20 protein-coding genes and 7 pseudogenes are annotated in these 25658 nt (G+C 56.9%); 16 read left to right on the top strand and 11 right to left on the bottom strand.

What is annotated here, in order from left to right:
• The first annotated feature begins 712 nt into the window (after positions 1–712).
• The 4 genes from N2601_RS30955 (at position 713) to N2601_RS30940 (ending at position 3645) form a co-directional block, all read left to right on the top strand.
• Positions 713–1525 carry an ABC transporter substrate-binding protein gene (locus N2601_RS30955; RefSeq protein ID WP_260305823.1) on the top strand — a complete coding sequence of 271 codons (813 nt, stop codon included), beginning with the start codon at positions 713–715 and terminating at the stop codon, positions 1523–1525.
• A 75-nt stretch (positions 1526–1600) separates the two neighbouring features.
• The gene (locus tag N2601_RS30950) at positions 1601–2266 is read left to right on the top strand and encodes an amino acid ABC transporter permease (RefSeq protein ID WP_260305305.1); all 666 of its coding nucleotides are present in this window, start codon (positions 1601–1603) and stop codon (positions 2264–2266) included.
• Between the two features lie 10 nt (positions 2267–2276).
• Positions 2277–2930, top strand: a complete 654-nt coding sequence (locus N2601_RS30945) for an amino acid ABC transporter permease (protein WP_260305304.1) — start codon at positions 2277–2279, stop codon at positions 2928–2930.
• Positions 2923–3645 (top strand): amino acid ABC transporter ATP-binding protein, encoded by a 723-nt coding sequence (locus tag N2601_RS30940; RefSeq protein WP_260305821.1) that lies wholly within the window; start codon positions 2923–2925, stop codon positions 3643–3645. The genes N2601_RS30945 and N2601_RS30940 overlap by 8 nt, the downstream gene beginning before the upstream one ends.
• 155 nt (positions 3646–3800) lie before the next feature.
• Here the strand turns inward: N2601_RS30940 and N2601_RS30935 are convergent, their stop codons facing one another.
• A complete protein-coding gene (locus N2601_RS30935; RefSeq protein WP_260305303.1) occupies positions 3801–4469 on the bottom strand; it encodes a GntR family transcriptional regulator in 669 nt (222 codons plus the stop codon).
• 107 nt (positions 4470–4576) lie between these two features.
• Between N2601_RS30935 and N2601_RS30930 the strand changes: the two genes are divergently transcribed.
• From N2601_RS30930 to N2601_RS30910, 5 genes and pseudogenes are all read left to right on the top strand, one after another.
• Complete coding sequence (locus tag N2601_RS30930) at positions 4577–5341, top strand: LamB/YcsF family protein (RefSeq protein ID WP_260305302.1); 765 nt, start codon at positions 4577–4579, stop codon at positions 5339–5341.
• Positions 5334–6941, top strand: a complete 1608-nt coding sequence (locus tag N2601_RS30925; protein WP_260305301.1) for a 5-oxoprolinase subunit B/C family protein — start codon at positions 5334–5336, stop codon at positions 6939–6941. The genes N2601_RS30930 and N2601_RS30925 overlap by 8 nt, the downstream gene beginning before the upstream one ends.
• Positions 6938–8647, top strand: a complete 1710-nt coding sequence (locus tag N2601_RS30920) for an acetyl/propionyl/methylcrotonyl-CoA carboxylase subunit alpha (protein WP_260305300.1) — start codon at positions 6938–6940, stop codon at positions 8645–8647. Before N2601_RS30925 ends, N2601_RS30920 begins: the two co-directional genes overlap by 4 nt.
• Before the next feature lie 49 nt (positions 8648–8696).
• Positions 8697–9557 carry an urea carboxylase-associated family protein gene (locus tag N2601_RS30915; RefSeq protein ID WP_260305299.1) on the top strand — a complete coding sequence of 287 codons (861 nt, stop codon included), beginning with the start codon at positions 8697–8699 and terminating at the stop codon, positions 9555–9557.
• Positions 9558–9670: 113 nt separating this feature from the next.
• A pseudogene (locus N2601_RS30910) lies at positions 9671–10120 on the top strand (radical SAM protein); the annotation flags it as partial.
• Between the two features lie 14 nt (positions 10121–10134).
• Here N2601_RS30910 and N2601_RS30905 read toward each other — a convergent pair.
• A complete protein-coding gene (locus tag N2601_RS30905) occupies positions 10135–10521 on the bottom strand; it encodes an ectoine synthase (protein WP_260305298.1) in 387 nt (128 codons plus the stop codon).
• Between the two features lie 419 nt (positions 10522–10940).
• Entirely contained in the window at positions 10941–12197 is a 1257-nt protein-coding gene (locus N2601_RS30900) for an aminotransferase class I/II-fold pyridoxal phosphate-dependent enzyme (RefSeq protein WP_260305297.1), read from the bottom strand.
• An 873-nt stretch (positions 12198–13070) separates the two neighbouring features.
• Here N2601_RS30900 and N2601_RS34330 point away from each other — a divergent pair.
• The 4 genes from N2601_RS34330 to N2601_RS30875 all read left to right on the top strand — a co-directional run bounded on the left by N2601_RS34330 (position 13071) and on the right by N2601_RS30875 (position 17434).
• Entirely contained in the window at positions 13071–13742 is a 672-nt protein-coding gene (locus N2601_RS34330; RefSeq protein WP_445945053.1) for a site-specific integrase, read from the top strand.
• Between the two features lie 47 nt (positions 13743–13789).
• Positions 13790–13951 carry a hypothetical protein gene (locus N2601_RS30885; RefSeq protein WP_260305296.1) on the top strand — a complete coding sequence of 54 codons (162 nt, stop codon included), beginning with the start codon at positions 13790–13792 and terminating at the stop codon, positions 13949–13951.
• A 699-nt stretch (positions 13952–14650) separates the two neighbouring features.
• Positions 14651–15868 carry an ATP-grasp domain-containing protein gene (locus N2601_RS30880; protein ID WP_260305295.1) on the top strand — a complete coding sequence of 406 codons (1218 nt, stop codon included), beginning with the start codon at positions 14651–14653 and terminating at the stop codon, positions 15866–15868.
• A gap of 231 nt (positions 15869–16099) precedes the next feature.
• Positions 16100–17434, top strand: a complete 1335-nt coding sequence (locus N2601_RS30875) for an aspartate aminotransferase family protein (RefSeq protein ID WP_260305818.1) — start codon at positions 16100–16102, stop codon at positions 17432–17434.
• Positions 17435–17783: 349 nt separating this feature from the next.
• On the opposite strand, the pseudogene N2601_RS30870 reads toward N2601_RS30875, so the two are convergent.
• The 4 genes and pseudogenes from N2601_RS30870 to N2601_RS30855 all read right to left on the bottom strand — a co-directional run.
• Positions 17784–18248 (bottom strand): annotated as a pseudogene (locus N2601_RS30870) (transposase); the annotation flags it as partial.
• A pseudogene (locus N2601_RS30865) lies at positions 18232–19048 on the bottom strand (helix-turn-helix domain-containing protein); the annotation flags it as partial. The pseudogenes N2601_RS30865 and N2601_RS30870, both read right to left, overlap by 17 nt.
• A gap of 2 nt (positions 19049–19050) precedes the next feature.
• Positions 19051–19283: pseudogene (locus N2601_RS30860) on the bottom strand (IS110 family transposase); the annotation flags it as partial.
• A gap of 269 nt (positions 19284–19552) precedes the next feature.
• The gene (locus tag N2601_RS30855; protein WP_260305294.1) at positions 19553–20566 is read right to left on the bottom strand and encodes a phosphotriesterase family protein; all 1014 of its coding nucleotides are present in this window, start codon (positions 20564–20566) and stop codon (positions 19553–19555) included.
• Between the two features lie 323 nt (positions 20567–20889).
• Between N2601_RS30855 and N2601_RS34325 the strand changes: the two are divergent.
• Positions 20890–21072: pseudogene (locus N2601_RS34325) on the top strand (GntR family transcriptional regulator); the annotation flags it as partial.
• Between the two features lie 126 nt (positions 21073–21198).
• Entirely contained in the window at positions 21199–21651 is a 453-nt protein-coding gene (locus N2601_RS34320; protein ID WP_445945073.1) for a GntR family transcriptional regulator, read from the top strand.
• A 16-nt stretch (positions 21652–21667) separates the two neighbouring features.
• Here N2601_RS34320 and N2601_RS30845 read toward each other — a convergent pair.
• Together N2601_RS30845 and N2601_RS30840 are read right to left on the bottom strand one after the other, a co-directional pair.
• Positions 21668–22095, bottom strand: a pseudogene (locus tag N2601_RS30845) (IS630 family transposase); the annotation flags it as partial.
• Positions 22096–22293: 198 nt separating this feature from the next.
• Positions 22294–22569: a hypothetical protein gene (locus N2601_RS30840; protein WP_260305797.1), complete on the bottom strand. Its 276-nt coding sequence runs from the start codon at positions 22567–22569 to the stop codon at positions 22294–22296.
• A 274-nt stretch (positions 22570–22843) separates the two neighbouring features.
• On the opposite strand from N2601_RS30840, the gene N2601_RS30835 reads away from it, so the two are divergent.
• Entirely contained in the window at positions 22844–23161 is a 318-nt protein-coding gene (locus N2601_RS30835) for a hypothetical protein (protein ID WP_260305796.1), read from the top strand.
• A 140-nt stretch (positions 23162–23301) separates the two neighbouring features.
• Here the strand turns inward: N2601_RS30835 and N2601_RS30830 are convergent, their stop codons facing one another.
• Positions 23302–24141: a LuxR family transcriptional regulator gene (locus N2601_RS30830; RefSeq protein WP_260305795.1), complete on the bottom strand. Its 840-nt coding sequence runs from the start codon at positions 24139–24141 to the stop codon at positions 23302–23304.
• Between the two features lie 246 nt (positions 24142–24387).
• A pseudogene (locus N2601_RS30825) lies at positions 24388–25357 on the bottom strand (IS481 family transposase).
• Between the last annotated feature and the right edge of the window lie 301 nt (positions 25358–25658).

Here is a 25658-nt window from a genome sequence, read left to right as displayed (position 1 = left end):
ATTCGTGGTCACACTGTCCGGTATATTGTCAAAGCCAGGCATATATTGTCGACGCTGTTGCAACTAGGCTGATGTTGGACAACTGGCTCAATCGAGCTGCTCGTGACAGTACGGCCGTGGCCACCTCCGACCGCCCCTTCCCTTCTGCTGGAACATTGAGGTTGTGAGGTTGTGACCGATGGTGCATCCAACTAGCGGATATGGCTTGTCCATCTTGGCTGAGGCAGACCAAGCAACATCGGCATGATCGTTCCCTGATGATCGATGAGGTGAAGCAGAGAGCTAGCTGCTCTCATGATACGACGCGCGATCGCTCTCCTAGACGGATGGCGACGACATCAGGAGCTGCACACCGCGCTCTGCTTTCTCGGTTTCGGGATTCCGTTCGTGATTATAAGAAGATTGCCTGCAGCCGCATAGCCTGTTTGGATCGTTGCATCCGCTATCTGTCGCGGTGTCGTCGGCGCCTATCACGCATATAGGATAAATGCTGCACGGCTGGGGTTTAAATCAATTACTTTCTTACTCGCAATTTTGATCGCTCCGACTGGTGCACCACAATTTCATCTCCGGACAAAACGGCGCGCGGCACCTTGCCATCCAACGCGGGATTCAAAGCATCGCTCGCGCCATGAGTGTCAGAATCATGATTGATCTTTGATCAAAGACTCGCTAGCCTCCTGTTGCAACAATGAACTGGGGGAACCAAACAATGAGAATTAAGACCACCGTAGCGACGGCTCTTCTTCTGAGCACGCTCGCGGCGATGCCCGCCAAAGCAGACAAGCTCGACGATATCATCGCCTCCGGCACGCTGCGCTGCGCCGTGACGCTCGACTTCCCGCCTATGGGCTTGCGCGACGAGAATAATCAGCCGATCGGTTTCGACGTCGACACCTGCAACGACCTCGCGAAGGCGCTTGGCGTAGAGGCCGAGATTGTCGAAGCGCCATTTCCGGATCGCATCCCGGCGATTGTCTCGGATCGTGCGGATGTTGGCGTTGCCGTCACCTCTGACACACTGGAACGCGCCAAGACAATCGGCTTCTCGATTCCTTATTTCGCTTTCAAGATGAGTGTCCTCACGCGCGATGATACCGCTATTAGCGCCTATGAGAGTCTTAAGGGTAAAAAGACGGGGTCGACTTCCGGCACCTTCGAGGCCATTGCGCTGGAAAAGGATGTCAAAAAGTGGGGCGAAGGCTCGTTCCGCTCGTACCAGACCCAGGCTGATGTGTTCCTAGCGCTCGCCCAAGGTCAGATCGACGCGACTGTCCTAGGTGAAACTGCGGCCCAGATGATCGTCAAGTCCGGCAAATACAAAGGCTTCGTGGTGAAGGGCGATGCGCCCTACGTTCCCGACTATGTCTCCCTGATTGGCTTGCGTCAGGAACAGGGCCTCCTCAACTTTCTCGACCTGTTCATAAATCAACAGGTTCGCACAGGCCGCTATCAGGAGCTGTACGACAAGTGGATTGGCGGCGCCGAGGCCCCAGACCTCACGGTGAAGGGCGTTTATCGCTAAAACAGTCATTCAATGAGCGGAGGCTGGCTGAGCCTCCGCACTCCTCAAGGAACCCGAGCTGTTCGGATCACCCTCATGCTGAATTACACGTTTCAGTGGCGCCAGGCATTCAACGCACTTCCAGACATGCTGTGGGGCGCTCTGGTGTCTCTCCAGATCGCCGTGCTTTCAATGGTTATAGGTGTCATCTTTGCCTTGTTTTTAGCGCTTGGCCGCCAGTCGAATAACAAGGTCTTCCATAGCTTCTCGACGGGATGGGTTGAGCTTGCGCGTAATACACCTGGCTTGTTCCAGATCTACATGATGTACTTCGGCCTAGGCTCCCTGGGAATTCTTCTTAACTCCTACGTGGCGCTTCTCGCAGGCATCGCGTTCAACAATGCAGGCTACCTCGCGGAAACCTTCCGCGGCGGCCTCCGCGCTATTCCATTTACTCAAACGCGTGCCGCCCGCTCTCTCGGCATGAGCGCGCCGCAGGCTTTCTGCCTTATTGTGTTGCCGCAAATGTTCCGTATCGTGTTCTATCCTTTAACAAACCAGATGGTCTGGTCACTCTTGATGACCTCGCTCGGCGTGACGGTTGGCCTCAACACCGATCTTACCGGCGTCACGCAGGACCTGAACGCGCGAACTTTCCGGACATTTGAGTTTTTCGCCATAGCGGGGGTTATCTTTTACGCAATGGCCAAGATCATCACCCTTTCCTCGCGCCTGTTCGCCTCGCGCTTGTTCCGGTACTGAGGAGGCGGTAGTGTTCGAGACAAGCATCAGTTGGAATGACGTTCACTTCCTCCTTCAAGGTGCGGCAACCACGCTGACCATAACCTTTGTTGCAGTGCTAGGCGGCACGATATTGGGGATGCTCTTCGGTCTCGCCCGTGCCACAGCACGGTGGTGGCTCAACGCACTTATTGGCTTCGTACTGGATATCCTGCGGTCGGTGCCGCTACTGATACAATTCGTCCTGGCGAACTCGTTCAAGTCGATCCTCAAGCTCAACGTGACGGGTTTTACGGTCGGTTGTGTGGTTCTGGCGCTCTATACGGCGGCCTATTGCGCGGAGATTGTGCGCAGCGGCATACTGGCCGTGCCCCCTACGACACGGCGAGCCTCACGTTCGCTCGGCATGACATACACACAGGACCTGACCAATATCGTCTTCCCGATTGCCTTGCGTGTTGCGCTCCCGAGCTGGATCGGCCTCACGCTCGGCGTAATGAAGGATACGGCGCTCGTTCTCTGGATCGGCATCATCGAGCTTCTGCGCGCTTCGCAGATTATCGTAACCCGCATACAGGAGCCACTCTTTGTCCTCTCGATTGCAGGCATGATCTATTTCCTAATGAGCTTCCCGATTGCACGGCTCGGGGCATGGCTAGAAAAGCGGTGGCATGAAAATGATTGAATTGAAAGATGTCCGCAAATCGTTTGGTACCCTCGAGGTAGTGAAAGGGGTGAGCCTGACCGTTCAGAAAGGCGAGGTCCTCTCGGTCATTGGCGGCTCGGGCTCAGGCAAGTCGACCATGCTCATGTGCATCAACGGCCTCGAACCTATCCAAGGAGGGCAAATTATCGTTGACGGCACCGATGTGCATGGCCGCGGTACAGACCTCAACAAACTACGGCAGAAGATCGGCATCGTATTCCAGCAGTGGAATGCGTTCCCTCACCTAACGGTTCTCGAGAACGTGATGCTTGCGCCCCGCAAAGTTCTAGGCAAGAGCAAGAGGGAAGCGGAGGAAATCGCGGTCAGACAGCTCACCCACGTAGGTCTGGGCGAGAAACTAAAGGTTTATCCGTCCAGGCTCTCCGGTGGTCAGCAGCAGCGGATGGCCATTGCACGCGCCCTCGCGATGTCGCCGAATTATATGCTCTTTGACGAGGTAACCTCGGCTCTCGACCCGCAACTTGTTGGCGAGGTGTTGGACACTCTGAGAATGCTCTCGGAAGAGGGCATGACAATGATCCTTGTGACTCACGAAATTCGCTTCGCGCGTGATGTGTCCGACCGCGTTGCCTACTTCCATAAAGGCCTGATTCACGAGATCGGTCCCCCTGAGCATGTGATCGGAAACCCACAAAAACCCGAGACGATCGACTTCCTTGGATCAGTCCTTTGATTCGCTGGGGCAGCCCATACGTCGTCACCATGGCGGCGGATGATCCACAAAGCAGAGCGCTTTGATGCGAGCGACAAAAGTCGTTCACGTCTTCAGCTGCCACGCAGAAGGTATGTTTTCGGGTCGTCAGGGAACATCGACGAGCCACTTGGCCGTCACCTTCTTGATCGTTGAAGGGCCCCTAAAACGGCTCTCTCTGATTTAATTAGATAGAGGTCCAACTGAGAGGCGGCTGAATCGTTATTGCCGTGTCTAAGTGTTGAGACGAGAGATGCGTTCAAGGAAATAAAGGGTTCGTGCAGATGTGCACTATCTTCCAATTGCCCGAATACCAAGCGGAGCTCTGCAAGAACCAGATCGAAGCATGCGTTTAGCCGCGGGCTGTCACAGAGTTCTACCATCGCGCGGTGAAACTCCATGTTGCTAGTTCCAACCTGTCTCCAATTACCCTTGAGACCGAAGTCTTCGCCCTTTTCAGACAAGCGTTCCATCTTTGCTAGCGCGGGATGTCCTTTTGTAGCGGCGTGGATGGCTCCCTTTTGCACCACGCCCCGCACTCTATAGATATCGATCACCGCCACCTCATCTGGCGCAGCGACGAAGACCCCTCGGTTTGGAATGTAGGTGAGCAGCCTTTGGCTGGTCAGCAGCCGAAAGACCTCGCGAAGCGTGTTTCTCGAGATGCCAAACTGGGCCGAAACCTGATGCTCCGAGAGCTTCTGGCCTGGGGCAAATTCGCCGGCGATCAGCAGCTCCCTGATCCGGGCAGCCGCGGAGTCAACGAGCGATCCCTCATCGGCGATGTTATTTTTCTCTGTTTGCATTGAGCACCTTACATCGACAAAAACCCGTTTGAGTAAGATTCATATTGTTGAACAATCATTATTATGTTATCCAACATTATCTTTCTCACTGATGGACAAAATACGACATGATCCATATCGATCTCAATAGCGATCTGGGCGAAAGTTTCGGTCCGTGGTCGATGGGTGACGATACGTCCATGCTGTCGATCGTGACCAGCGCGAATATCGCCTGTGGTTTCCACGCAGGGGATCCAGCCGGCATCCTTTCTGTGATCAGGCAAGCGGCAAGGCTTGGCGTCTCGGTGGGAGCACATGTCGGTTATCGCGACCTTGTCGGCTTCGGCCGGCGCAATATGGATCCAAACAGCGAGGAGTTGATCGGGGACGTGATCTACCAGATCGGCGCTCTGCAGGGCCTTGCAAGGGCAGCCGGAACAACGGTCCGATACGTCAAGCCACATGGTGCACTCTACAACACTATTGCGCATGACGCGCGCCAGGCGGCCGACGTCATCGAAGCCATCAAGGCGATAGACCCTACGCTTGTCCTCATGGCGCTCTCCGGTGCAGCTATCGTCGAGCAGGCGCGCGCAGCTGGACTCCGGGTCGTCCGCGAAGTTTTTGCCGACCGCGCCTATAATGCCAATGGCAGCCTTGTCAGCCGTCGTCTTCCAGGGGCAGTAATCCATGAACCGAACATTGTTGCGGCACGTATGCTGCGCCTGGTCAAGGAAGGACGCATTACCGCGATCGATGGGACGGACATCGAACTCGAAGCACAGTCGATTTGCGTCCACGGCGATACGCCGGCGGCGGTGTCGATCGCTCGAGCGGTGCGCGACGCGCTCGTCGGGAACGGCGTCGAACTACAGAGCTTCAACGATGGCTGAGCATCTTCGCTTTCTCCCTGCGGGTACAGAAGGCTTGCTCGTCGAGCTTGCCGATCTGGAGGCGACGCTGACCCTCCTCGATGCATTGCAAGCTGATCGGCCGGACGGCGTGCTGGAATTCGTGCCGGCCGCCCGTACGTTGCTAGTCCGTTTTGACCCGCTCATCACCAGCCGCACGGTGCTGATCGACACGATCGCTTGCGTTGATCTGTCGAGCCGCTCCGATCGGCGCGGCGAGACCTTCGACATTCCCGTCACCTATGACGGCGAGGATCTCAACGATGTCGCGAACCACCTTGGTTGGTCGGTCGAAGAGGTTGTCCGCCGACATACGCAGGCAACTTACACCGTTGCCTTTACCGGCTTCGCGCCGGGCTTTGCCTATATGACGTGCGATGATCCTGCCTTCGATGTGCCGCGGCGCCAGAGCCCGCGCGTGCGCATCCCGGCAGGTTCGGTGGCGCTCGGCGGCAAGTTCGGCGGCATCTATCCGACCGACAGCCCCGGCGGCTGGCAGCTTCTCGGGCGCACGCCGCTCAAGATGTGGGACACAAGCCGAGATCGCGCAGCACTGCTTGCGCCTGGCGACCGGGTGCGTTTCCTCGACATGGCAAGGGCTCCGGCTGTCTCCGTTGCCGATGCTCCGGCTGCGTTCTCGAAACGTGCTACCTCATCACGCGATGAAATGGGACTTCGCGTGACCCGCGCCGACCGCCCAGCGCTTTTCCAGGATCTCGGCCGACCGGGCCAGGCCGGACAAGGTGTCTCGGAGTCCGGAGCGCTCGATCGTACGAGCCTCATCGAAGCCAATCTCTGCGTCGGGAACCCGCGTGGTGCCGCGGCGATCGAGATTGCCTACGGCGGATTTGCCATAAAGGCCGATCGACCGGTGACCCTGGCTGTCGCCGGTGCATCATCGCCGATGACGATCCGCGCCGGCGATGGGCGCAGTGTTCTCGCGCCGCTTACCCGGCCGTTTGCACTCGATGCGGGCGACGAACTGACGCTGGAATTTCCGTCGGAAGGCACGCGCAGCTACCTTGCGATCCGGGGCGGATTTCATATCGAGACGATTTTGAATTCGGCCGCGACGGACACATTGGCAAAGGTCGGTCCCTCACCCATCGTGGCGGGCGACGTTCTGCTGCCCGCAAACGAGCCGGCATCTGCCGTCGATCCCTGTCGGCCCGCCGCTTGGTCGCTGCCCAAGGCAGGCGACACCGTCACGCTCGACGTCATGCTCGGGCCGCGGACCGACTGGTTTACGGAAAAGGGGCTCGTCACCTTGCTGGGACAGGAATGGCAAGTAACAGCGGAATCAAGCCGTGTCGGCGTGCGCATTGCTGGCGCCGAGCCTCTGGAGCGGACCGAAAGCGCGGAGCTTCAATCGGAAGGAACGCCGCTTGGTGCGATACAGGTGCCGCATAGTGGTCAGCCCGTCCTGTTTCTCGCCGACCATCCTCTCACAGGGGGCTACCCTGTGATCGGCGTTGTCGCCCGCCATCACCTCGATCTTGCCAGCCAGATCCCTATCGGCGCGAACATCCGCTTCAACGCCATCGCAGCCTTCGACCCGCTTGTCAGGGAAACCGACCGATGAAGAAACTCCTGATCGCCAATCGCGGCGAAATCGCCATCCGCATCGCCCGCGCCGCCCGCGACTACGGCGTCGCCTCCATCGCCATCTATTCGGATGCTGACGCAGGCTCCCTGCACGTAGACCTGACCGACGAAGCCTATGGGCTGGGACCTGGCCGACCCGCCGAAACATATCTCAACATCGAGAAAATCCTGGACGTGGCTCGCAAAGCAGGTGCCGACGCTGTGCATCCCGGTTATGGCTTTCTGTCGGAGCGTGCGGAATTTGCGCAGGCCGTCATCGATGCCGGCCTGATTTGGGTCGGTCCGGCTCCCGATGTCATCACCGCACTTGGCGATAAAGTTGAGGCCCGTCGTATCGCAGCAAAAGTCGGTGCCCCGCTTGTTAAGGGCTCGGATGGCCCGCTGAACTCAGCGGCCGAAGCGGTCGCGTTCGCCAAAAAGGCTGGCGTTCCCCTGGCCATCAAAGCCGCCTTTGGCGGCGGCGGTCGCGGCATGAAGGTCGCATGGAAACTTGAAGAAGTCGGCGAGCTTTTCGATTCCGCTGTGCGCGAAGCAACGGAAGCCTTCGGCCGTGGCGAATGCTATGCTGAGCAATTCCTCGACAAGCCGCGACACATCGAGGCGCAGGTCATTGCGGATGCCCACGGCAACACAGTCGTTCTCGGCACGCGTGACTGCTCGTTGCAGCGTCGGAACCAGAAGCTGGTCGAGGAGGCGCCTGCTCCGTTCATCACCGAAGAGCAACGGGAGCGCATTCACACCTCAGCCCGCGCGATTTGTGCAGAGGCCGGCTATACCGGCGCCGGTACGGTCGAGTTCCTGCTGTCGGGCAATGGCGTGATCTCGTTCCTTGAGGTCAATACGCGCCTTCAGGTCGAGCATCCCGTCACCGAAGAGACAACCTGCGTTGATATCGTCATCGAACAACTGCGGATTGCGGACGGCCTGCCGCTCTCCGTGACCGAAACTCCCGCGCCGCGTGGCCATGCATTCGAATTCCGCATCAATGCCGAAGATCCGGGTCGCGGGTTCCTCCCGACGCCGGGACTGGTCAAGCGCTTTCGGGCGCCGGCCGGTCCCGGTATTCGTCTGGATGCCGGCGTTGAGACCGGATCGGAGATCCCCGGTCTTTATGACTCGATGATGGCCAAGTTGATCGTCACTGGCGCAACCCGCGAGGAAGCCTTGATCCGCGCGCGGCGCGCGCTCGCTGAATTTCAGATCGAGGGTGTGGCTTCTGTCCTACCCTTCCACCGGGCAGTGCTTCAGGAGCGGGATTTCACCGGAGAAGACGGCTTCAAGGTTTACACTAACTGGATCGAAACCGCCTTCCAAGGCATCGAACCCGCGCCTCGCGTCGACCCGGTAGAAGGCGGTCTCGTCAAGAGCTTCATCGAAATCGACGGCAAGCGCCACGCGATCGGTCTGCCGGCGGCATTGTTTTCCGGCATCGCAGCCCCCCAGGCAAAGACCGCAGCCGCTGCTCCCGCAAACGCCAATGCGGTCTCCGCGCCCATCCCAGGAACCCTGCAGAAATGGCTGGTCGAGGATGGAGTCGAAGTCGCTGCAGGTGAAGCGGTCGCGTTGATCGAGGCTATGAAGATGGAAACGCGGGTACACGCCCCAAAGGCAGGCCGCATCGTGATCACCGCAGAACCTGGAACCACGGTCGCACTTGGCGCCGAACTGGCGACGATCAACTGACACCGAAAACAATACCGCACCGCGGACATAAGCGAATACGGAGAATTGAATGAAGCCTGCTCCTATTACCGACACGCCGAGCGACGCTGATCAGCGCAGGGCGATCAAACCGGTCATCTGCTATCCGACCGAAACACTTCCGCGTCCCGATCTCTCAGCCTATCGCGCCCTTCGTGATGATCTGGAACTGATTGAGACAGTCGTCATTCCACCCCGCGATGCGGTGACATGGGAAGTCCCGGCCGGCCACTTCTGCCGCCTTGTATGCCCGCAAGGGCCCCAGGTCGGCGACCTCAATCTTCACAATCTTCACAATCTCAACGAACGTTTCTATAGCGGCAAGACACGGGCGCTTAATGGAACCCACGTCGGTCTCGGCGACCAATTGTTCTCCAACTTCCCTTATCTTCGTCCGATCGCCACCATCACTCACGATACGCTCGACTGGTACGGCTTCGACGCCTTCGGCGGTTCCGTCCATGATGTCATCGGCACGCGCTGCGATCCCTATACCCACAATCTTCTCAGCCATGGCGGCCAGTACCATCATTGCTGCCATTCCAACCTGACGCGGGCGCTCGCGAAGCAGACGGGCTTGCCTCTAAAGGAGGCCGAGCCTCATGTTCACGACGTGCTCAACCTCTTCATGTGCACCGGGTTCACCCGCGATACCGGGCAGTATTTCATGAAAGCCAGTCCCGTACGTACGGGAGATTATCTGGAGTTTTTCGCTGAGATAGACCTGTTGGGGAACATGTCTGCCTGCCCCGGCGGTGATTGCTCTTCGCAGCACTCATCCGACACTGCCGCCTGCTATCCGCTGACGGTCGAAATCTACAAGCCCCAGGGGTTACCAAAGGGTTGGCAGCCTCCAGAGGTAAACGGCTACGATCGCTCGCACGGACTTTGATTGGCCGATCTCCCAAACTGGTAGGAGTGTCCCACTTGGAAAGCGTGGCCCAGCCGGTGAGTTATGAAAGCGACGAATGGACGCTCAGGCCGTCTCTTTCCATCGACGATGCGATGGTCGTCTATCGTTTGCCCTTCAATGACCTTCTCTATCGCGCCCAGCTGATTCACCGGAGCCATTTCGATCCCAATGCCATCCAGATGAGTCGGCTCCTGTCGATCAAGACGGGCGGTTGCGCCGAGGATTGCGGATATTGCAGCCAGTCTGCCCAATATCCAACCGGTCTCAAGGCCTCCCAGCTAATGTAGGTCAAGCGGGTGTTGGCGGAAGCGAGGAAGGCAAAGGAGCGGCGCGACGCGCTGTTGTATGGGCGCCGCCTGGCGCAATCCCAAGGATCGCGACATGGACGCACTGGTCGCCATGATCGAGGGTGTCAAGGCGCTCGGCATGGAAACCCGCATGACACTGGCAGGCTGACCTCGGAACAGGCGACCCGCTTCGCCGGGGCGGGCCTCGACTACTACAAACACAATGTCGATACGTCCGAATGTTACTGTTCGGAGAATGGCCGCTTTGCTCAGTATGCGGAGCCTGAGGGATCATTGAGGTTGTGGCGCTCGGTCCCCTTTAGCGGCGGGTTGAAGATGCTGACGAGGATCAGGTCTCGGTCTTTACCCCCGCGCAAATAGTGCTTGTCATGCTTGTCGAGCACATAGATGTCGCCTTGGCGAATTGGATAGATATTGCCCTCCATGTCCTCAACTTCACCCTCCCCCGCGATGCAGTAGCAAGCCTCGAGATGGTTGCGGTATTGAAGCAACGATGCGGTGCTGGCTCGCACCACAGTATAGCAGACGGTGAAGCCCATGCCGTCCTTGTCTGTTAGCAGTCGATGGCTCGTACCGCTGCCCCACTCCACGAAATGATCGGTTTTTTCGATATCTTGCAGGCTGCGCACGAACATGGCGTTCTCCCCAGGTAGAAAACTTCAAAGTTGCCGTAGTTCAGACTAATTGGGACATTCCTCCCTATGCCTTCATTTTGCGTAACCAGCGGCCGCTCATGATGGCCACTCGGTCGCAGGATTACCGACTAGCTCGCGCAAAGATGCAGTACGAATAGTCCCTAGAGCTCAACAATTCTGTTGCTCCGAGGGTACTGATGATAATCCAGGGAAACAGCTTCGATCAGACCCGCGCCACGTCCCGCCTCCATCGACCCGTACAACAGTTTTTTGTACGAATGTCATCTATTAGTGTAAGGTTTCCGTAGCCGAATCGATGAACGTCGCACAACTTTTCGATAAAAGGAACAGCCGTCCACATGAGAACCACGCCGCGAGGAGGCCCGCCCTAATCTCTCACACGGCTTTTCAGCAAGTTGTCAGCTCACCATCGAACTTCCTTCTGCTTGCTGCAGCACACATCCACGGGCATTAGCTATGTCTCGGATTGACGCACAAAGTTGGGTGACCTCTTCCAAACTATGGTCCGCAGTCAGGCATACGCGCAAAGCAGCCTTGTCGCGGGGCACCGTTGGATAAAATGCTGCGGCCACATAAAAGCCGCGCCGCAATAGCTCAGCCGCGATATCCACCGCTGCCCGAGACTCACCAATCTGGACCATCCGAATTGGCACCCCGTCATCCGACGATTGAGTCGGCATTTTTTCGTTAAAGGCTTGAACTACCCGATTCAGGCGTGCTTGGCGCTCACCCAGCTCCTCAGAACGATGAATTTCCCCTGATGCCAAGGCACCTGCAATTCCGGCCAGGTCTGGCCCCATTGAGAATGCATGCGGGACGGCGTAGCGTCTAAGGAGTTTCTCCTGCTCTTCCGTCCCAAGCATGAGTACACCGCCGGTCGCTCCGAAGCCCTTGCTCAAAGAAGCCGCGATGATTGTGTTTTCACCTAGATCTATGATTTGGGATTTGGCATATCCTTGGCCATGCCTTCCGCGGATTGAGATGCCGTGCGCGTCGTCGATGTAGATGAAAAGCCCATAGCGTTCTTGGAGACGCAGAAGCTCACGGATAGGGGCATTTCCGCCCATTGAATACACACCATCACATATATAGGCGACGCACGTATGTTTCCGACAAATATCCTCCAGTTCCTCAATATTGTTGTGCCCAATTTGCAGAACCTCTGCATCTTCGGCCATAACAGCCTTGTGGTATGCCAAAGTGGCATGGGCAAATCGGTCGAACACCATTACCGGCCTGCGCCCTCTGGTGAATGCCCCGCAAGCGAGTAACGGGAGCGCACTCATGTTCGCCGTTAGAACCAACGAGTATACGATAACCCGAGCGTCGAAAAGTTCAGATAGGCTGCATTCGAGGTCTCGGGTTAGCGCGAAATTCAATCTCGTGCGGGCACCGGACCACTGTATCGAGCGATATGAGGCTAATGCTGTTATCGCAGCGTTCACGATGTTCGGATGGTTATCAAGCCCGAGATAGCTGCCTCTCGCGAATTCTATAACTGATCGTCCCGGCTCGAGCTCCACGTGTCGCTGCTCAAGCGAGCGTGCATATAGTGTCATTACTCCTTTAGAGTACGCATAGTCGAAATCTGACCTCGATTTGTCAATCACGCTTGCAAGATCACGAAATCTCTGCTTTTCCACATGAACCTCCATCAAAAATACGCTTGTGGCACCCCCACGCAGCCAATGTGTTCCCTCCAAAGGTCGTGCCAACTTCGCATAAGGGAGGCTAACCGAGATCTTCTGCTTATCTCTCAGCCACTTGATCAGTATGGGGTACCAATCAAGTAGGTCCAGGTTTGTCGTGCGCCCGACAAATTTGACAAACGTGTTAGTTGCGCGTTTTGTTCTTATTGGGCGGGATGTTGGCCGTTGCCCTTTTTGTGCGGCAATGCTGGAATGACGTCACTGTCAAAAGCGCGGTCGCCGAGCAGGACGCATCCGGGCCGGAAGGAATCGGGCTAAGAGGGTCGTCCGCGCTTTCAACGCGAGCTAGTGCTTTGCAGCTTTGAGCCTAGACAATGAGAAGCTAATCGCCGATATGGTGATGGTCGGAGCGTGCGAGCGATGTCACCGAAGATGGGCTGATCATCAACAACACCAAATTCAAGAAGAGCAGGCTTATCCCAATCCACACGACAACCTGGGCCGCAATCGATCGGTATCTCGCGGCCCGTTCGTCGATCGGTGCCAACACAGCTGCTCTGTTCGTATCCAACGCAGGAACGCCGCTTAGCTATGACACGGTTGAGCGCGTTGTTCCGGGAGATTTCACGCAATATGGTGTTGCAAGGCGCGCCAGGTCAGCCTGGGCCGCGTATCCACGGACTGAGGCATAGCTTTGCCGTGAGGTCGCTCGAACAATGTCCATGCAACGACGCCGCTATATCGCGCCATGTCCTCGCCTTTAGTACCTATCTTGGCCACGCTCACGTCAGCGACACCTATTGGTATCTTCAGGCCACGCCCGGCCTGATGACACAGATCGCGGATGCTGGTGAGACCTTCGGCCAAGGCAGGTGCTGAATGACCGCGCTCGCACCTCCTCTGTCTCGGTTCCTCAGCGAGCACCTTCCACGCGATCAACGCGTCAGGCCGCACAGCTGTGACGCATATGCTTACAGTTTTCAGCTGCTTGTGACCTTCGCAGCGACTTCAAAAGACGCCATCGCGGCTGGAAGTCGAGGATATCGGTGTAACGATGATCTCGCCTTCCTCGAGCATATCGAACGGGAACGCGGCAACACGTCGCGGTCCCGCAATGCTCGATTGGCGGCGATCAAGTCGTTCTTCCGTTTCCTCGAGTATCGTGTGCCGGCTTGTCTCGATCAGTCGCTTCGCGTCCGCGCGATCCCGATGAAGAAGACCGACGAGGCGTTGGTCGCTTCGCTTACGCGGGCCGAGATACAGGCGCTTATCGACCGCGCCCGATCCCAGGAACCATTTCCGGCGCCCGAGATCGTGCAATGCTCCACCTCGCATTTTCCGCAGGCCTGCGCGTCTCCAAGCTGGTCGAACTACGTCTCGACCAGCTCGATTTGCAAGGCCCCTGTACCATACACGTCATTGGTAAAGGTCGGCGGGAACGTGTGCTTCCACTGTGGAAGGAAGGCGTGGTCGCACTCAGGGCTTAGCTTGCCGTGTGACAACAGCGGCAAGACGGAGCGCTATTTCTCAACGCCGCCGGCCTTACCATGACCAGATCCGGGTTCGAATATGTCCTCAACATACGCAGCGGAGAAGCCTTGCTTGCTAGTCTTTTTGTTTCAGCAATTGCTGCCGCAAAACTCCATGTGCCTACGGTGGCGAGAACGGGAGTGCCGATCGCCACTCTTGACGCGACGGCGATGATGATGGCGAGCGAGACGATGCGCATCTCCTCGCAGGGGCGGCTCACTGGCTTTTAATTCGGGGCTCCAGCCATCGCCTTAATGAGGTCGTCGACCAAGCCCATATGCCTTGCAAGAAGGCCCCTGAATGGCCTCGATTAGGGCCGTGTCGGCCATGGGACGCGGCTCTAGGAAGTTGGGGAATTAGGAGCTCTTCCTCGGCTTCCGGATGCGCAGTTCGACCGTTTCGCCCGTGTTTTCCTATCCCTGTCGCGGCAGCGGTTGCCTCAGAGACGCGTCCCCACGGATCCTGCGCCTCTCGCTGGGCCCTTTTCCATCTCCATCAGTCGCTCGGCGGTAAGCGGATCATTTGGCGCAGAACTCGTGTCGGTCCATCGTATTGTGGGCCACGGGTGCTTCCTTCGAACCAGGTTGTGTCGGAACTGCCGCGCGGCGATCAAAGTGGAATTCCGTTCCTCCCAGATCGCCGCGCTATACGGAACCGAGCTCGACGAAAGAACATCGACGGCCATCGCTACACCGCCAGCTCAAAACCGGGCTGTTGACAGCGGCGCTCGCGAGCGACTCTTCCACGTCGAGCTACATCAGCCAGATCGGTTGTGACAAATCCTTTAAAATTTACAAAACCTTTACGAACGCAAATCGCTGACAATGGTACGTTCACTACAAGGTCGGAAATCATAGGCAACGGCTGAAAAAGCTTTTGCCGATGCACGCTCGACCGCAGAACAGCACGCAACGTCGGAGTCAATCATAATGACAGGAAGAGCGCTGATCCTGGTTGAGGGCTCAAGGTATAATGGTCCGTTATACGTCGAAGCAGCTCTGCAACTTGGTCTTAAACCAATCGTGCTGTCGGCTAATCCGGCTCAGTACAACTATCTTGAAGCCAAAGGAATTGAAGCAATCAGTGTCAATACAGCCGATCTCGATGCCCTGATCCTCGAATGCACACGGCTGCATGAAACCTACGACATAGTTGGTGTTACGTCCGTCGGGGACTCGTTCTATGCGACAGTTGGCAAGCTTTGCGGCCATTTCAAACTACCGGGACCGAACCCCACATCCATTGAGCGATGCCGCAACAAATTCACTCAACGCAAGCTTCTTGCGGAGTCCGGTGTTCCAATACCCCATTATCGCTTGGCAGCTGATGCCAGAGAGATAGAAAACTCTGCGGATGAAATCGGGCTGCCGGTGATTCTTAAACCAGCCATAGGTGCCGGCAGCAGAGGTGTCCGATTGTGCCGCAACCTTGATGAGCTGGTCGAACACACGACCTTTCTATTGGGCGGGCAGCACATATGGAAGTCCCGCCCGAAGATACTGGTCGAAGAGTTCGCGCAGGGCCCCTTTTATTGGGCCGACATAATGGGAGATCAGATCATCGGAATTGGAAGCGGTGACTTCGGCCCCTTACCGCATTTCGTCGGTCGAGAGTCCACCTTTCCGGCCTCGTTGACCGATGATGAGCATGAGCGTATTGCCAATGTTTCGCTGAGCTGTTTGCAAGCTCTCGGCCTTGGCTGGGGACCAACCGGTGTTGAACTCCGGTGGACGAAGCGCGGTCCAGTCGTCATTGAGGTCAATCCACGGCTTCATGGCCCCCCCTCACCCCAACTAGTTCGGCTTGCGTACGGCATCGATCTCGTTACAGAGCACATTAAGCTCGTTATCGGCGACGATTGGGACTTGCATAGAAGGCATTCGCACACTGCGGCCGCTCGGTTCCTAGCTCCTGATCGAGATGGCACCCTTGAGTGGATCGGAGGCGAGACTCAGGCGGCTGCCATACCAGGTGTAGCCGAAGTTAAATTTTATGTTGAAGCCAACACGCCAATCATCAGGAAAGGCGATATTCGAGACTTGATGGGGTATGTCGTCACCGCTTCTCCCACCCGTGCCCAGACAGAGGCGGCACTTCATCATGCTGTAGAAATAATCGAGTGGTCAATCAAACCATTTTCGACCTGACAGGGCTGAGCGAGACTCACGTTTTTGACGCTCCGAGCCATTTTGGACCCTGCTTCGGCGAAATCAGAATAGTATCGCAATGCGTTCCAATTTTGGGGGCAGGGCAGCTGTTCGACATTTAGACGAACGAGAAAGTGGGTTGATTGACCGCCCGCGACTGTCTCGATTTCTTTGCGAGGCAACAAATGACAAACGACGCTATTCAGGAGATCTGATGTGCTAAATAAATTGATGACTGCCGCCAGCGTTGCGCTGCTTGGCCCACAATCGAACAAATTGTTTAACCGAAGCCGTGCGGTTTTTCCGGGTGGCACTACCCGCGCGACGGTTGAACGCGATCCAACCCCGCGCTATATCCTAAAGGGCGACGGCGCGTATCTGGTCGACGCTGACGGACAACGTTTTTTGGATCTCAACAACAATTTCACCACGCTAATCCATGGGCATGGTTTTCTGCCGGTGCTTGATTCAGTTGCGCGTCTACTTCGCGACGGTACCTGCTTTTCCAATCCTACCGCTCATGAGATCAACTTGGCAGAACTGCTGGTTGACCGCATTCCAGCGGTAGAGCAAATTCGCTTCGTCAACACTGGCACCGAGGCGGTAATGTTCGCCATTAAGGCGGCGCGCGCGTTCACCGGACGCCCGGGCATAGCTAAAATCGAAGGTGCCTATCACGGCTCCTATGACTGGGCCGAGGCGGACCTCGGAGGTACGCCGGCAACCTGGGGATCGCTGGATGCACCTATCGCCGTGCCGGCCTATGAAGGCACACCGACATCGGTTGCGAATGAGGTCGTCGTTCTTCGGTTCAATGATGCCGAAGGTGCCCGTCGCAGGATCGCAGCTGCCGCCGATTGTCTAGCCTGTATCCTGCTCGACCCAATGCCGAGCAGCGTTGGCCTTATCCCGTCTGATCCTGACTTCATCGCCGCCATCATTGAAACTGCGCGCCAACATGGCATTCTCGTCATTTGCGACGAAGTACTCAATCTTCGGCAAGGTTATCGTGGCGCCTCGGCACGCTATGGGATCGAGCCTGACTTGATTACTGCCGGTAAGATTATCGGCGGCGGGTTTCCGATCGGGGCCATTGGCGGATCACGCCGCGTCATGAGCGTCTTCGATGGATCGGCCGGACGGGCTAAAGTGCCGCAAAGTGGCACCTTCTCGGCAAATCCTATCTCGATGGTCGCTGGCCGCGCCAGTATGGAAGCCCTGACGGAAGCGGCGTTCGCTCGCCTGGAGGAAATGGGGAACCGGCTCCGCACCGCACTCGCCGCCGCCATCAGCCGCCATCAGGCCGACTATGTCATCAGTGGAGCAGCGTCGCTTTTTCGCATCCACCCCAGACGAACACTTCCGCGCGACTACCGAGAAGCCTACCCGTCCACCGATCAGGCCAACACGTTGAAAGCAATAAGTCGTTTCTTCCGCAATGAGGGTATCCTTCTTCATGCCGGCACTTCGGCCTCACTTTCGACAGCAATGGCTGATGCCGAGATAGACAAGATAGCGGATGTCTTCGAACGGTTCCTGGTGACTTCGCCTACCTTTAATCCATAACCGCGCAAGGATGCCCGGGATGTTGAGCTTGACGGTAAGATCGACCGCAAGGATGCACGGGGGATCGCGCGACTGCTCTGCATGGATGCTATCGCCCGGTCCTTTGTAAGACCATCGTCTAATGGCGAGAATTGCAAGCGCCTTTTGGGTGCAGGAGGTTGTTTGCCGGAAGCATGGTCGTCTACGCGGTCGACATAGGTCGCCGCATTATGGTGCTTCGCGGTCGGGTCCTTCCAATGTATGTCTCGCACGCTCCGAGCAAACTCGTGGTGTAACGGTTTTAACGGAATGGACCAGCCTCGGTCCCGGCAGGGACGCCTCTACGCCATGGGGCTGCGGAGCTTGAAAGTTAGGTCGCGGCTGTCGCCTTGTTGAAGAGCTCACCCGAGCGAAGCATCGCGTGCATGATGACGGCGAGTTTGCGGGCGACAGCGACCGCGGAGCGTTTGAAGCCAATCTTTTCGCGTCGTTTTAAACCCCAATTACGCAAGTCGCTGTTGGCCCGGCTGCGGGTCAGGATCACCACTCCGGCTTCATAGAGAAGCGAACGCACATGAGTGTCACCGCGTCGGGAGATATGGCCGTCATAATCTACTTGGCCTGACTGATAGCCTGACTGATAGCGCCGCGTCGTCAACCCCAGCCATGCGCCTGCCGAGCGCGATCGCTTAAAGTTGGCGGGATCCTCGACGGCAGTTAGGTAGGCAATAGCTGTGATCGCGCCAACGCCGGAGATCGACATCAGCACCTGACATTGCTGGTTTCTACGTGCTTCGGCGAGGAGCTGCTTCCCCAACCTAGTGAATTGATTCCAACGCTTGGTGCCCACGTTTCACCGCGGCAATGATTTCGTCCGGGTCTGCTTTCCACACGAATGGTCGCGGCTCGTGATTGTGCTCTTTGATGAAGCGATTGATAGCTGCTTGAAGATCGACGACGGAATGAAAGACGCCGTGCTTCAAACGTCGACGTGTGAGTTTTGCAAAGAAGCCCTCGACAGCGTTGAGCCATGAGCAGGATGTCGGGACGAAGTGAAAGGTCCATCGCGGATGCCTTGCCAGCCAAGCGCGGACCTTTGACTGCTTATGGGCGGCATAGTTGTCGAGAATGACGTGGACAGCCTTGTCCTTCGGCAGCTAGTCATGGGTCATCGTGCCGCCGCGCCCTTTCTTGATGGGCAGGCCCGGCTGTGTCCGATCAAGCGCCTGGATCTGGCTCTTTTCATCGACGGACAGGACGATGGCATGGGCTGGCGGCGAAACGTATAGTCCGACGACGTCGTGTAGTTTCGCCGGCAAAAGCCTTGTCATTCGATAGTTTGAAGCTGCGCCAGCGGTGGGGCGCAAGACCATGCTCGTGCCATATCCTGACGACCGAAGATGCCGCGATCCCAACGGCTTTTGCCATCGCTCGAACGGTCCAGTGCGTGGCCTCCTGCTTCGGTGCTTCCAGCGTCAGCGTAACCACCCGATCAACCAATTCGCTATCGAGTGGTGCAATGCCAGGCGGTCGGCTCTTGTCGCGCAAAAGACCATCCACACCTTCAGCCATGAAGCGCTCCTGCCAGCGCCAGACGCACGTCTTGGATTTGCCGGTCGCCTCCATGATGGCCACCAAGCATCGACGCAAAGGACAGGCAGACCCTCGGCACGCAGCGCATGATAGAACCATACCGAGAGAGGCCCGTTTCGAACACCACGCGCGCCGAATTTGGCGCTCTCAAGCGAACACGTTCGGCTATGACGACAGGATCAGAGGCGCACTTCCCACGCCAGATCCGCTTGCCCTCGAGACAGATCGAAATTGCTGTCTCTTTCATTGACACGTCGAGACCGATATACTCTGCCATGGCTGTTCTCCATTAATGCTGGGCCCGGCGTCCAGTTGAGAGCCCGCATCTCATCATATCGGGGAGCAGCCAACTTCCAAGATCATGATCGGATCCTGAGGGACCTCGTGCCCGCGATTACACCATGTATCTCCGTCTTCGTGGCTGAGGTGGCTCGCCCTACACTGGTCTTCCGAGGGTTGCTCGGATAGGCCGAGCCGATCCTCATCACAGGAGGACGAGCCACCTCAGCCACGAAGGCGTACATACGGCCTTGCCCTCCTTTCTACTTACGGCTCGTCAGTTATATTAGTCGTCCTTTTCGGCGGGATCTCACCGGCAAAGAACCGTCGCGGGTTATCCTCCAAGATTGAGAAGATGTCTGCTTGACTGACGCCGCGGGCGTGCAGCATCGGAATAAAGTCGGTGAACATGTAGGTGTAGGCCTCGTACAGTCCCTGCGACTTGAGTCGCTCGATCTCGGCAATCTCATCGGCAGTGACCTTGTAGATGGATTTGCCAAGTCTGCCACAGAGCCGATCCATGCTCATAATGACCTGCCCACGAAAGCCGGCAAGCACCAGCTTCGCCAAGTTGTCGGCGCGAACGTTGTCCGGCCGATGGAACATCCCTATCTGATCGAATCCGATATAAGAGCCAGCATCTACGATGCGGCGATGATAAGCAGGATCTACGTTGCAGCAACTATGGCCGATCAGGCAGCGGTGGGCGGCAACGCCGGCGGCCTCGAACAAATCCTGCTGTTCAGGCCCTGCGCAGCCGTCGGTGGTGTGAGTGATGATCGGCACCTCGGTCACCTTCTGCGCGATGCAGGCGGCGGCAAGAAACTTTTTCTCATCCGCGGTGACAGCGGGCGCTCCGGTTGAGACTTTGATGGCACCAGCCTTCACATCTGTGTCGCCGATGCCGGAGGTGATCTCGCGGACGTAAAGCTCGACGATCTCATCGACGGTCCGGGCGCGCCAGTAGGTCGGCAGCCCCTTTGTTCCGTGGTAAAATCCCGTCGTGCAGACGATGTGCATGCCAGATTTTTCGGAAACCTCTTTCATCATCGTAACGTCGCGGCCAAGTTCGATCGGACACGGGTCGACGAAGGTGAAAACGCCATGCTCAGTTCGCAGTTGAACCAACCGCCGGACTGCTTCCTCGATGAGTTTCGCACGGTCGAATTCCGCGAGTGGATCGAACCAAGCGCCCGGGTAGGCGATGAACAGATGCTCGTGCATCAGTGTTCGGCCCAGGCGCTCGACCGGGATTGAGCCAGTCACCGTTTGTACCATCATGCGCTGGAACTCCCCGTATCGAATGCCTGCCCCCGAGAGAACCATGCAGTCGCTAGGTTGGCAACCTACTAAGTCTTATAGTGCAATAGGTACTAGCGCGATGCAGTCCCTCGGTTTAACACCTATCTCGCAACCAACGGACATATCTGGATTAGGAAGGCCTTGCACGTAATGTGCAGATCGCCATACCTTTCGACGGCCGGCGAATTTAAAAAGAGTAAAACGAGCAGCAACGAAAACTGTCGGGAGATGCTGCTGCGTCGACGGATGGAATTCCATCGTCCAGATTGATCATTGATCAAGCGAAAGAAGGGCATATATAAATGACCGGATCTCCAAAGGCCAAGCCAGATCGAATAATGCAGCCAATCGAACCAGCCCTGATGCACGATAGGGTCTACGCAGCTCTGTCGACTGCTGTAATGGCAGGACGCTTCATCCCAGGTCAAAGTGTCGTCATCAGGGAGATCGCTGAGCAGTTCGCGACTAGTCCGATGCCTGTTCGGGAAGCAGTTCGTCGCCTCGTCGCTCTAAGGGCATTTATCTCGTCACCGAACCGGGCTGTACAGGTACCGGAGTTTTCCCCCGAGACGGTCCGGGATCTTTGTCGCGTGCGACTGGGAATCGAAGGAATGGCCACATCTTGGGCAGCCGAAAAGGCAACGCCGAAACTTGTGAAGCTCCTCCGGAAATATCTGCGCCAGGAGATCGAATGTGCGGACAAGTCGGATTTCAGTGGAATGCTAGAAGCTAATCGAGCATTCCACTTTGCGATATATCAGGCGGCGGAGTCTGAGAAACTGCTCCCCTGCATAGAAATGCTTTGGTTGCAGGTCGGGCCTCACTTTGGGGTTCTCAATGGTCATCCGAGCCTTGGCCGTTACCACGATGAACATGAGCGTATAATCGAACGCCTTGAAAAACAGGATGGACCAGGCGCCCAGGCTTCTATTTTGCGGCATATTACCATGGCTGCGGAAGATATACTTGCGGCACGCTTTAGCCCGCCGCCTCAGGGCGCTGCAGCGCACAAGATGTTTAGTCCATCATGCACCAACCAGAACAATATTTGGCGGACGGTCTGATACCAATCGGGATTAGTCAGAACCGATGAGCCCAATCGCGCAAACCGATTAACATGATTTTCCAGGGTTGGTCGACGAGCTTGTTCCAGGCGGCGCAGCAATGATCGACGATGTCGGTGAAGACCCGGTTTGACAACCAGTTGTCGCGCAGGAATTGCCAGACATTTTCGACAGGGTTTAGTTCTGGGGATCGCGGCGGCAGGAAGAGCAGGGTGATGTTTTCCGGCACGAATGCCAACCCGCCTGATCGAGGATCAGAACCGCGTGCGCACCGTAATCGACCTCGCTGCTGATTTCCTGAAGGTGCGCGTTCATTGCGTCTGTGTCGCACCAGGGCATGACAATGCCTGCACCCTTACCCTTCTTCGGGCAGATCGCCCCGAATATGTAGGTCCATAGCGTTCGCTGATCGTGGGGGGCCGATGGACGCGTTCCCCGTTGCGCATCGGGCTCGCAACTGGGCTTGTGTTGAGACCTTTTGTAGACTTCGCAAGTAGCGCGGTTTGGCTTCAATGGAAAAGATTGGACGAATCTCACCACGTGCCAGGCGCTCGACAGGCTTGCCACGAACGCGGCCAGGTTCGGCGGCTCGGATGTGGCCGGTGGCGGTGTTTCGCCGTCGGCCAACGCTGCCAGGCAAGCCTACACGGCACGCATTTCCTCCAGAAGCTTCAACGGATCGAGCTCGGCGGCGATTTCGCTCAGTTTGGTCCTGATGGCCACCGGCGTGCTTTCGGCTTGCAGCAGACGCTCGCAGGGAGTCTGCGGCGGATGATAGCGTTTGGCCACCTTTGCACCATCGCGGTGCTTTGCGGCCAGCTTAAACGAAGGCTGGAAGAAGTTCACAAAGAGCCTGAACGCCCCGTACAGGCGACACGCCCTGGCGGCGGCCAATCCTTCGAAGCGCCGATAGCCCAAGAGATTCCGCACAACGGCGCCATTTTTCTGCTCTATCCAGGCCTGGTCGTTCTTGCGGTAAGGCCGTGCTCGAGTGAGTTCGATGCCGTGAGAAAGGCAATATTCGATCAGCTGTTGTTGACAAATTACTGCCGTTATCCACGTCCACAGCTCTCAGTGCAAAGGGCAACCCTGCGCGTATACGCTCGAGTGTCTCGACCACGAGGCTGCCTTCTCGGACCACAATGGGCGCCGCCTCCGTCCAGCCGCTCGCGATATCAGTCAGAACGAGACTATGAACGTAGCTACCGCGATTGACGGCCCCGCAATGAGCTACCAGATCCATTTCCATGCTGCCGGGATGGGGTTCGTTTCGTTCCAATCAGCAAACGTGCGCATTTTGATACGCCGTTGTGGCTCTGGCACAATTCTTGACCCGTCAGCAATTGCCTGTGCCATCGTTCCTCAATGCGCTCTTAACTCCACTCTCAAGAGCGCAAAACACTATACCGCCAAAAATTCGCAAGGCCGTGCACGCCAGAGGGATACCACGGATGTGACCGCCGGCAGCCAGAGCCACAGAGATATAAGGCAATTAGTTTCTGCCAATTGAAAAGGCGGAGATGTCCAGTCCTTTGGGAGACTGGTGAACAAGAGCGTTCAACGTGATTAGGTGGTCGAGGCTGACCTGGGCCCCAGGCTCGCCAACCCAGAGGTGACGAAGTGCGGGAACGCACCTTGGATACCGCATCGTTATAACTCGATAATGCCGGAGTTCAACGCTTTCACAGCTGCAACTGTTCTGCTGGTAACATCCAATTTTCGCATAGCATTTTTGATATGGAAATCCACCGTATTGTTAGAAATTCCTAGAATAATTCCAATATCCCACGACGATTTACCTCTTGCTACCCATAAAATGCACTCCCTTTCCCTGGAAGAAAGGTCGGGAATATTCTCGGTACAACTGGGTTTTGGAATTTTCGCGAGCTCCAGATGGAAATGTACCGCGGCAAGTTGCAGGTAGGCCATTGCCATGTTGTCAAATTCGCATTCCCAGGGGTGAGCAAAGCTCATGATTGCGAAGCTGCTAGCGGGGCCGTGCATTGGAACACTGATGCCTGATCTCAAGCCGAACGTCGCGGCCTCGTCGAAGATCCGCCGTTCCATTTCAGTCGTGCTCGCGTCATTGTATAGTTCGCTCCAACGAAACGCGCATATGCGCTTTCGGCTCTTCTTGATGATGGGATCTATTCTACCATAACCCATTTCGGAATACCGCGTGAGCCATTCATCAGGATAATTCAGCATCATCTCCTTATTGCAACTCGCCGGTATTAAAGTCTGGTTCGGTCTAAAAGGGTCATAGGCAATCCAAAGGCAACCAAAACTTATGGCAAAATCAAACAACAGCTCGAACAGGTGATCGGCTCGATCAGCACCATGGGTCTGTTCGACAAATTGACAAAACTCTACAGAAAATGCCTCCCGCGATAGTTTTGGGGAGGGCATCGATGAAATCAGCGAATGCGGAATTGACACCCTTGCTGACCTTCGAAATTGGCTGACGCCATCCATCCGTGGGCGCTCCATAGTCTCTCCTTAACTGCACACATCTTGTTCCTACTGCACGAAGCTTTTGGCGCTACAGCCTACGGGTCTGCACCCATGTGTAGAGTACATTGCTACAAGCACCATTCATGCAACCTTTTTGCAGACCGGGGGCGTCCTATGTAGTCGGCAGTTTACGGCGCATCACGATCATGTTAGTCCAAAATTCGTGCCATATGGGCGGCAGATGTCTGAGAAAAGAATGTCCGCGCGGACCACCGACGTCCTCTAGATGTGGAGCCTCAACAGGTTGTCCATTGCCAAGCCGAGGCGGCTGATGGGTGGGTTGGATTTCAGGCTACCGTGGGGGCAGTGCCAATTGTACCATGTAGCCAGACGGGCAGCTCGGCGCCGCGATGCTCCGACGTCGGGTAGGCTTTTGCATAGGCCCACTCCCTAAGCGCGGCCTGGATGAAGCGTTCGGCCTTGCCGTTGGTCTTGGGCGTGTAAGGTCTGGTTCGGATGTGTTTGAGGCCGAGGGCTTGGCAGGCGTCGCGGAAGTCGTGGCTTTTATAGCAGCCGCCGTTATCGGTCATCACGCGTGAGACGGTGACGCCGAGGCTGGCATAATAGGCGATGGCGGCCTTGAGGAAGGCGACGGCGCTTTCCTTTTTCTCGTCGGGCAGGATCTGGCTGAGGCAATGCGGGAAGCGTCGTCGATGCAGACGTGGACAAACTCCCAACCTGCGCCGCCTTTACGGGATGTCCGGTCATTGCTTTGGCCGGTGCGATCGCCGGTGATGCGGTGTCCGACCTTGTGGAAGCGCCCGAGCTTCTTGATGTCGAGGTGGATCATGTCGCCCGGCGCGTCGCGCTCATAGCGACGCACCGGCTCCGCTGGCTCAAGGTCCTTCAGCCGCGACAGACCGGCCCGCGCCAGCACCCGGCTCACCGTCGCCGGCGAGACGGCGACCAGGCTTGCAATGTGCTTGCCCGTGAAGCGCTGGCGCCGCAGCGCAACGATCCGATCGGCCACAGCCCCTTCGGTCGCATTCGGGCTGCGCCTGGGCCGCGACGAGCGGTCGGCCATACCGGCACGGCCTTCGGCCTTGTAGCGCTCGACCCATCGCTTCACGACCTTCGCCGTCACCGCGAATTTCAACGCTGCCCGGGCTTGGGAAAGGCCACCTTGCAGCACCGCAAGCGCCTTCTCCTCTCGACGTAGCGGCGTAAGGCGGGCATTCTTATGGATGTTCATTCGGGTCCCTCCGACGAATCTGAAGCGTGGTAACTCCAGTCTCCTCGGTCGGCCCCGAATGGACAACCTTCTGAAAGCTCACATCTAGATGCCATGATGGGCCAGCGCTTCGGAGACTGTAGCCAGGATGGTGGCTATCCCTCAGAATGACGATGTTGAAACGGGGTCCGAACAGGTCGGCCCATTATAGCATCTAGAGTGCACGGCCCGACGGCATGAACGATCGTTTGGGGCGGACGCTTGGCACAGTGCATGCATGAGTATTGCTAAAATGCGTTACTTATCGGGAGGAGCGTTCTTT

This window comes from Rhizobium sp. CB3060 (assembly GCF_025200735.1).
Taxonomy (GTDB): domain Bacteria; phylum Pseudomonadota; class Alphaproteobacteria; order Rhizobiales; family Rhizobiaceae; genus Rhizobium.
Note: the sequence above shows the minus strand (reverse complement) of the source record. Positions and strands in the feature narration are given on the sequence as shown.

Coding starts and splice junctions, on each gene's coding strand:
- N2601_RS30880 (WP_260305295.1), top strand. CDS start 14,651: ATGACAGGAAGAGCGCTGATCCTGGTTGAGGGCTCAAGGTATAATGGT.
- N2601_RS30930 (WP_260305302.1), top strand. CDS start 4,577: ATGATCCATATCGATCTCAATAGCGATCTGGGCGAAAGTTTCGGTCCG.
- N2601_RS30900 (WP_260305297.1), bottom strand. CDS start 12,197: ATGGAGGTTCATGTGGAAAAGCAGAGATTTCGTGATCTTGCAAGCGTG.
- N2601_RS34320 (WP_445945073.1), top strand. CDS start 21,199: ATGGCCACATCTTGGGCAGCCGAAAAGGCAACGCCGAAACTTGTGAAG.
- N2601_RS30830 (WP_260305795.1), bottom strand. CDS start 24,141: ATGGAGCGCCCACGGATGGATGGCGTCAGCCAATTTCGAAGGTCAGCA.
- N2601_RS30925 (WP_260305301.1), top strand. CDS start 5,334: ATGGCTGAGCATCTTCGCTTTCTCCCTGCGGGTACAGAAGGCTTGCTC.
- N2601_RS30835 (WP_260305796.1), top strand. CDS start 22,844: ATGAACGTAGCTACCGCGATTGACGGCCCCGCAATGAGCTACCAGATC.
- N2601_RS30935 (WP_260305303.1), bottom strand. CDS start 4,469: ATGCAAACAGAGAAAAATAACATCGCCGATGAGGGATCGCTCGTTGAC.
- N2601_RS30905 (WP_260305298.1), bottom strand. CDS start 10,521: ATGTTCGTGCGCAGCCTGCAAGATATCGAAAAAACCGATCATTTCGTG.
- N2601_RS30855 (WP_260305294.1), bottom strand. CDS start 20,566: ATGATGGTACAAACGGTGACTGGCTCAATCCCGGTCGAGCGCCTGGGC.
- N2601_RS30955 (WP_260305823.1), top strand. CDS start 713: ATGAGAATTAAGACCACCGTAGCGACGGCTCTTCTTCTGAGCACGCTC.
- N2601_RS30920 (WP_260305300.1), top strand. CDS start 6,938: ATGAAGAAACTCCTGATCGCCAATCGCGGCGAAATCGCCATCCGCATC.
- N2601_RS30875 (WP_260305818.1), top strand. CDS start 16,100: ATGACTGCCGCCAGCGTTGCGCTGCTTGGCCCACAATCGAACAAATTG.
- N2601_RS30950 (WP_260305305.1), top strand. CDS start 1,601: ATGCTGAATTACACGTTTCAGTGGCGCCAGGCATTCAACGCACTTCCA.
- N2601_RS34330 (WP_445945053.1), top strand. CDS start 13,071: ATGACCGCGCTCGCACCTCCTCTGTCTCGGTTCCTCAGCGAGCACCTT.
- N2601_RS30915 (WP_260305299.1), top strand. CDS start 8,697: ATGAAGCCTGCTCCTATTACCGACACGCCGAGCGACGCTGATCAGCGC.
- N2601_RS30940 (WP_260305821.1), top strand. CDS start 2,923: ATGATTGAATTGAAAGATGTCCGCAAATCGTTTGGTACCCTCGAGGTA.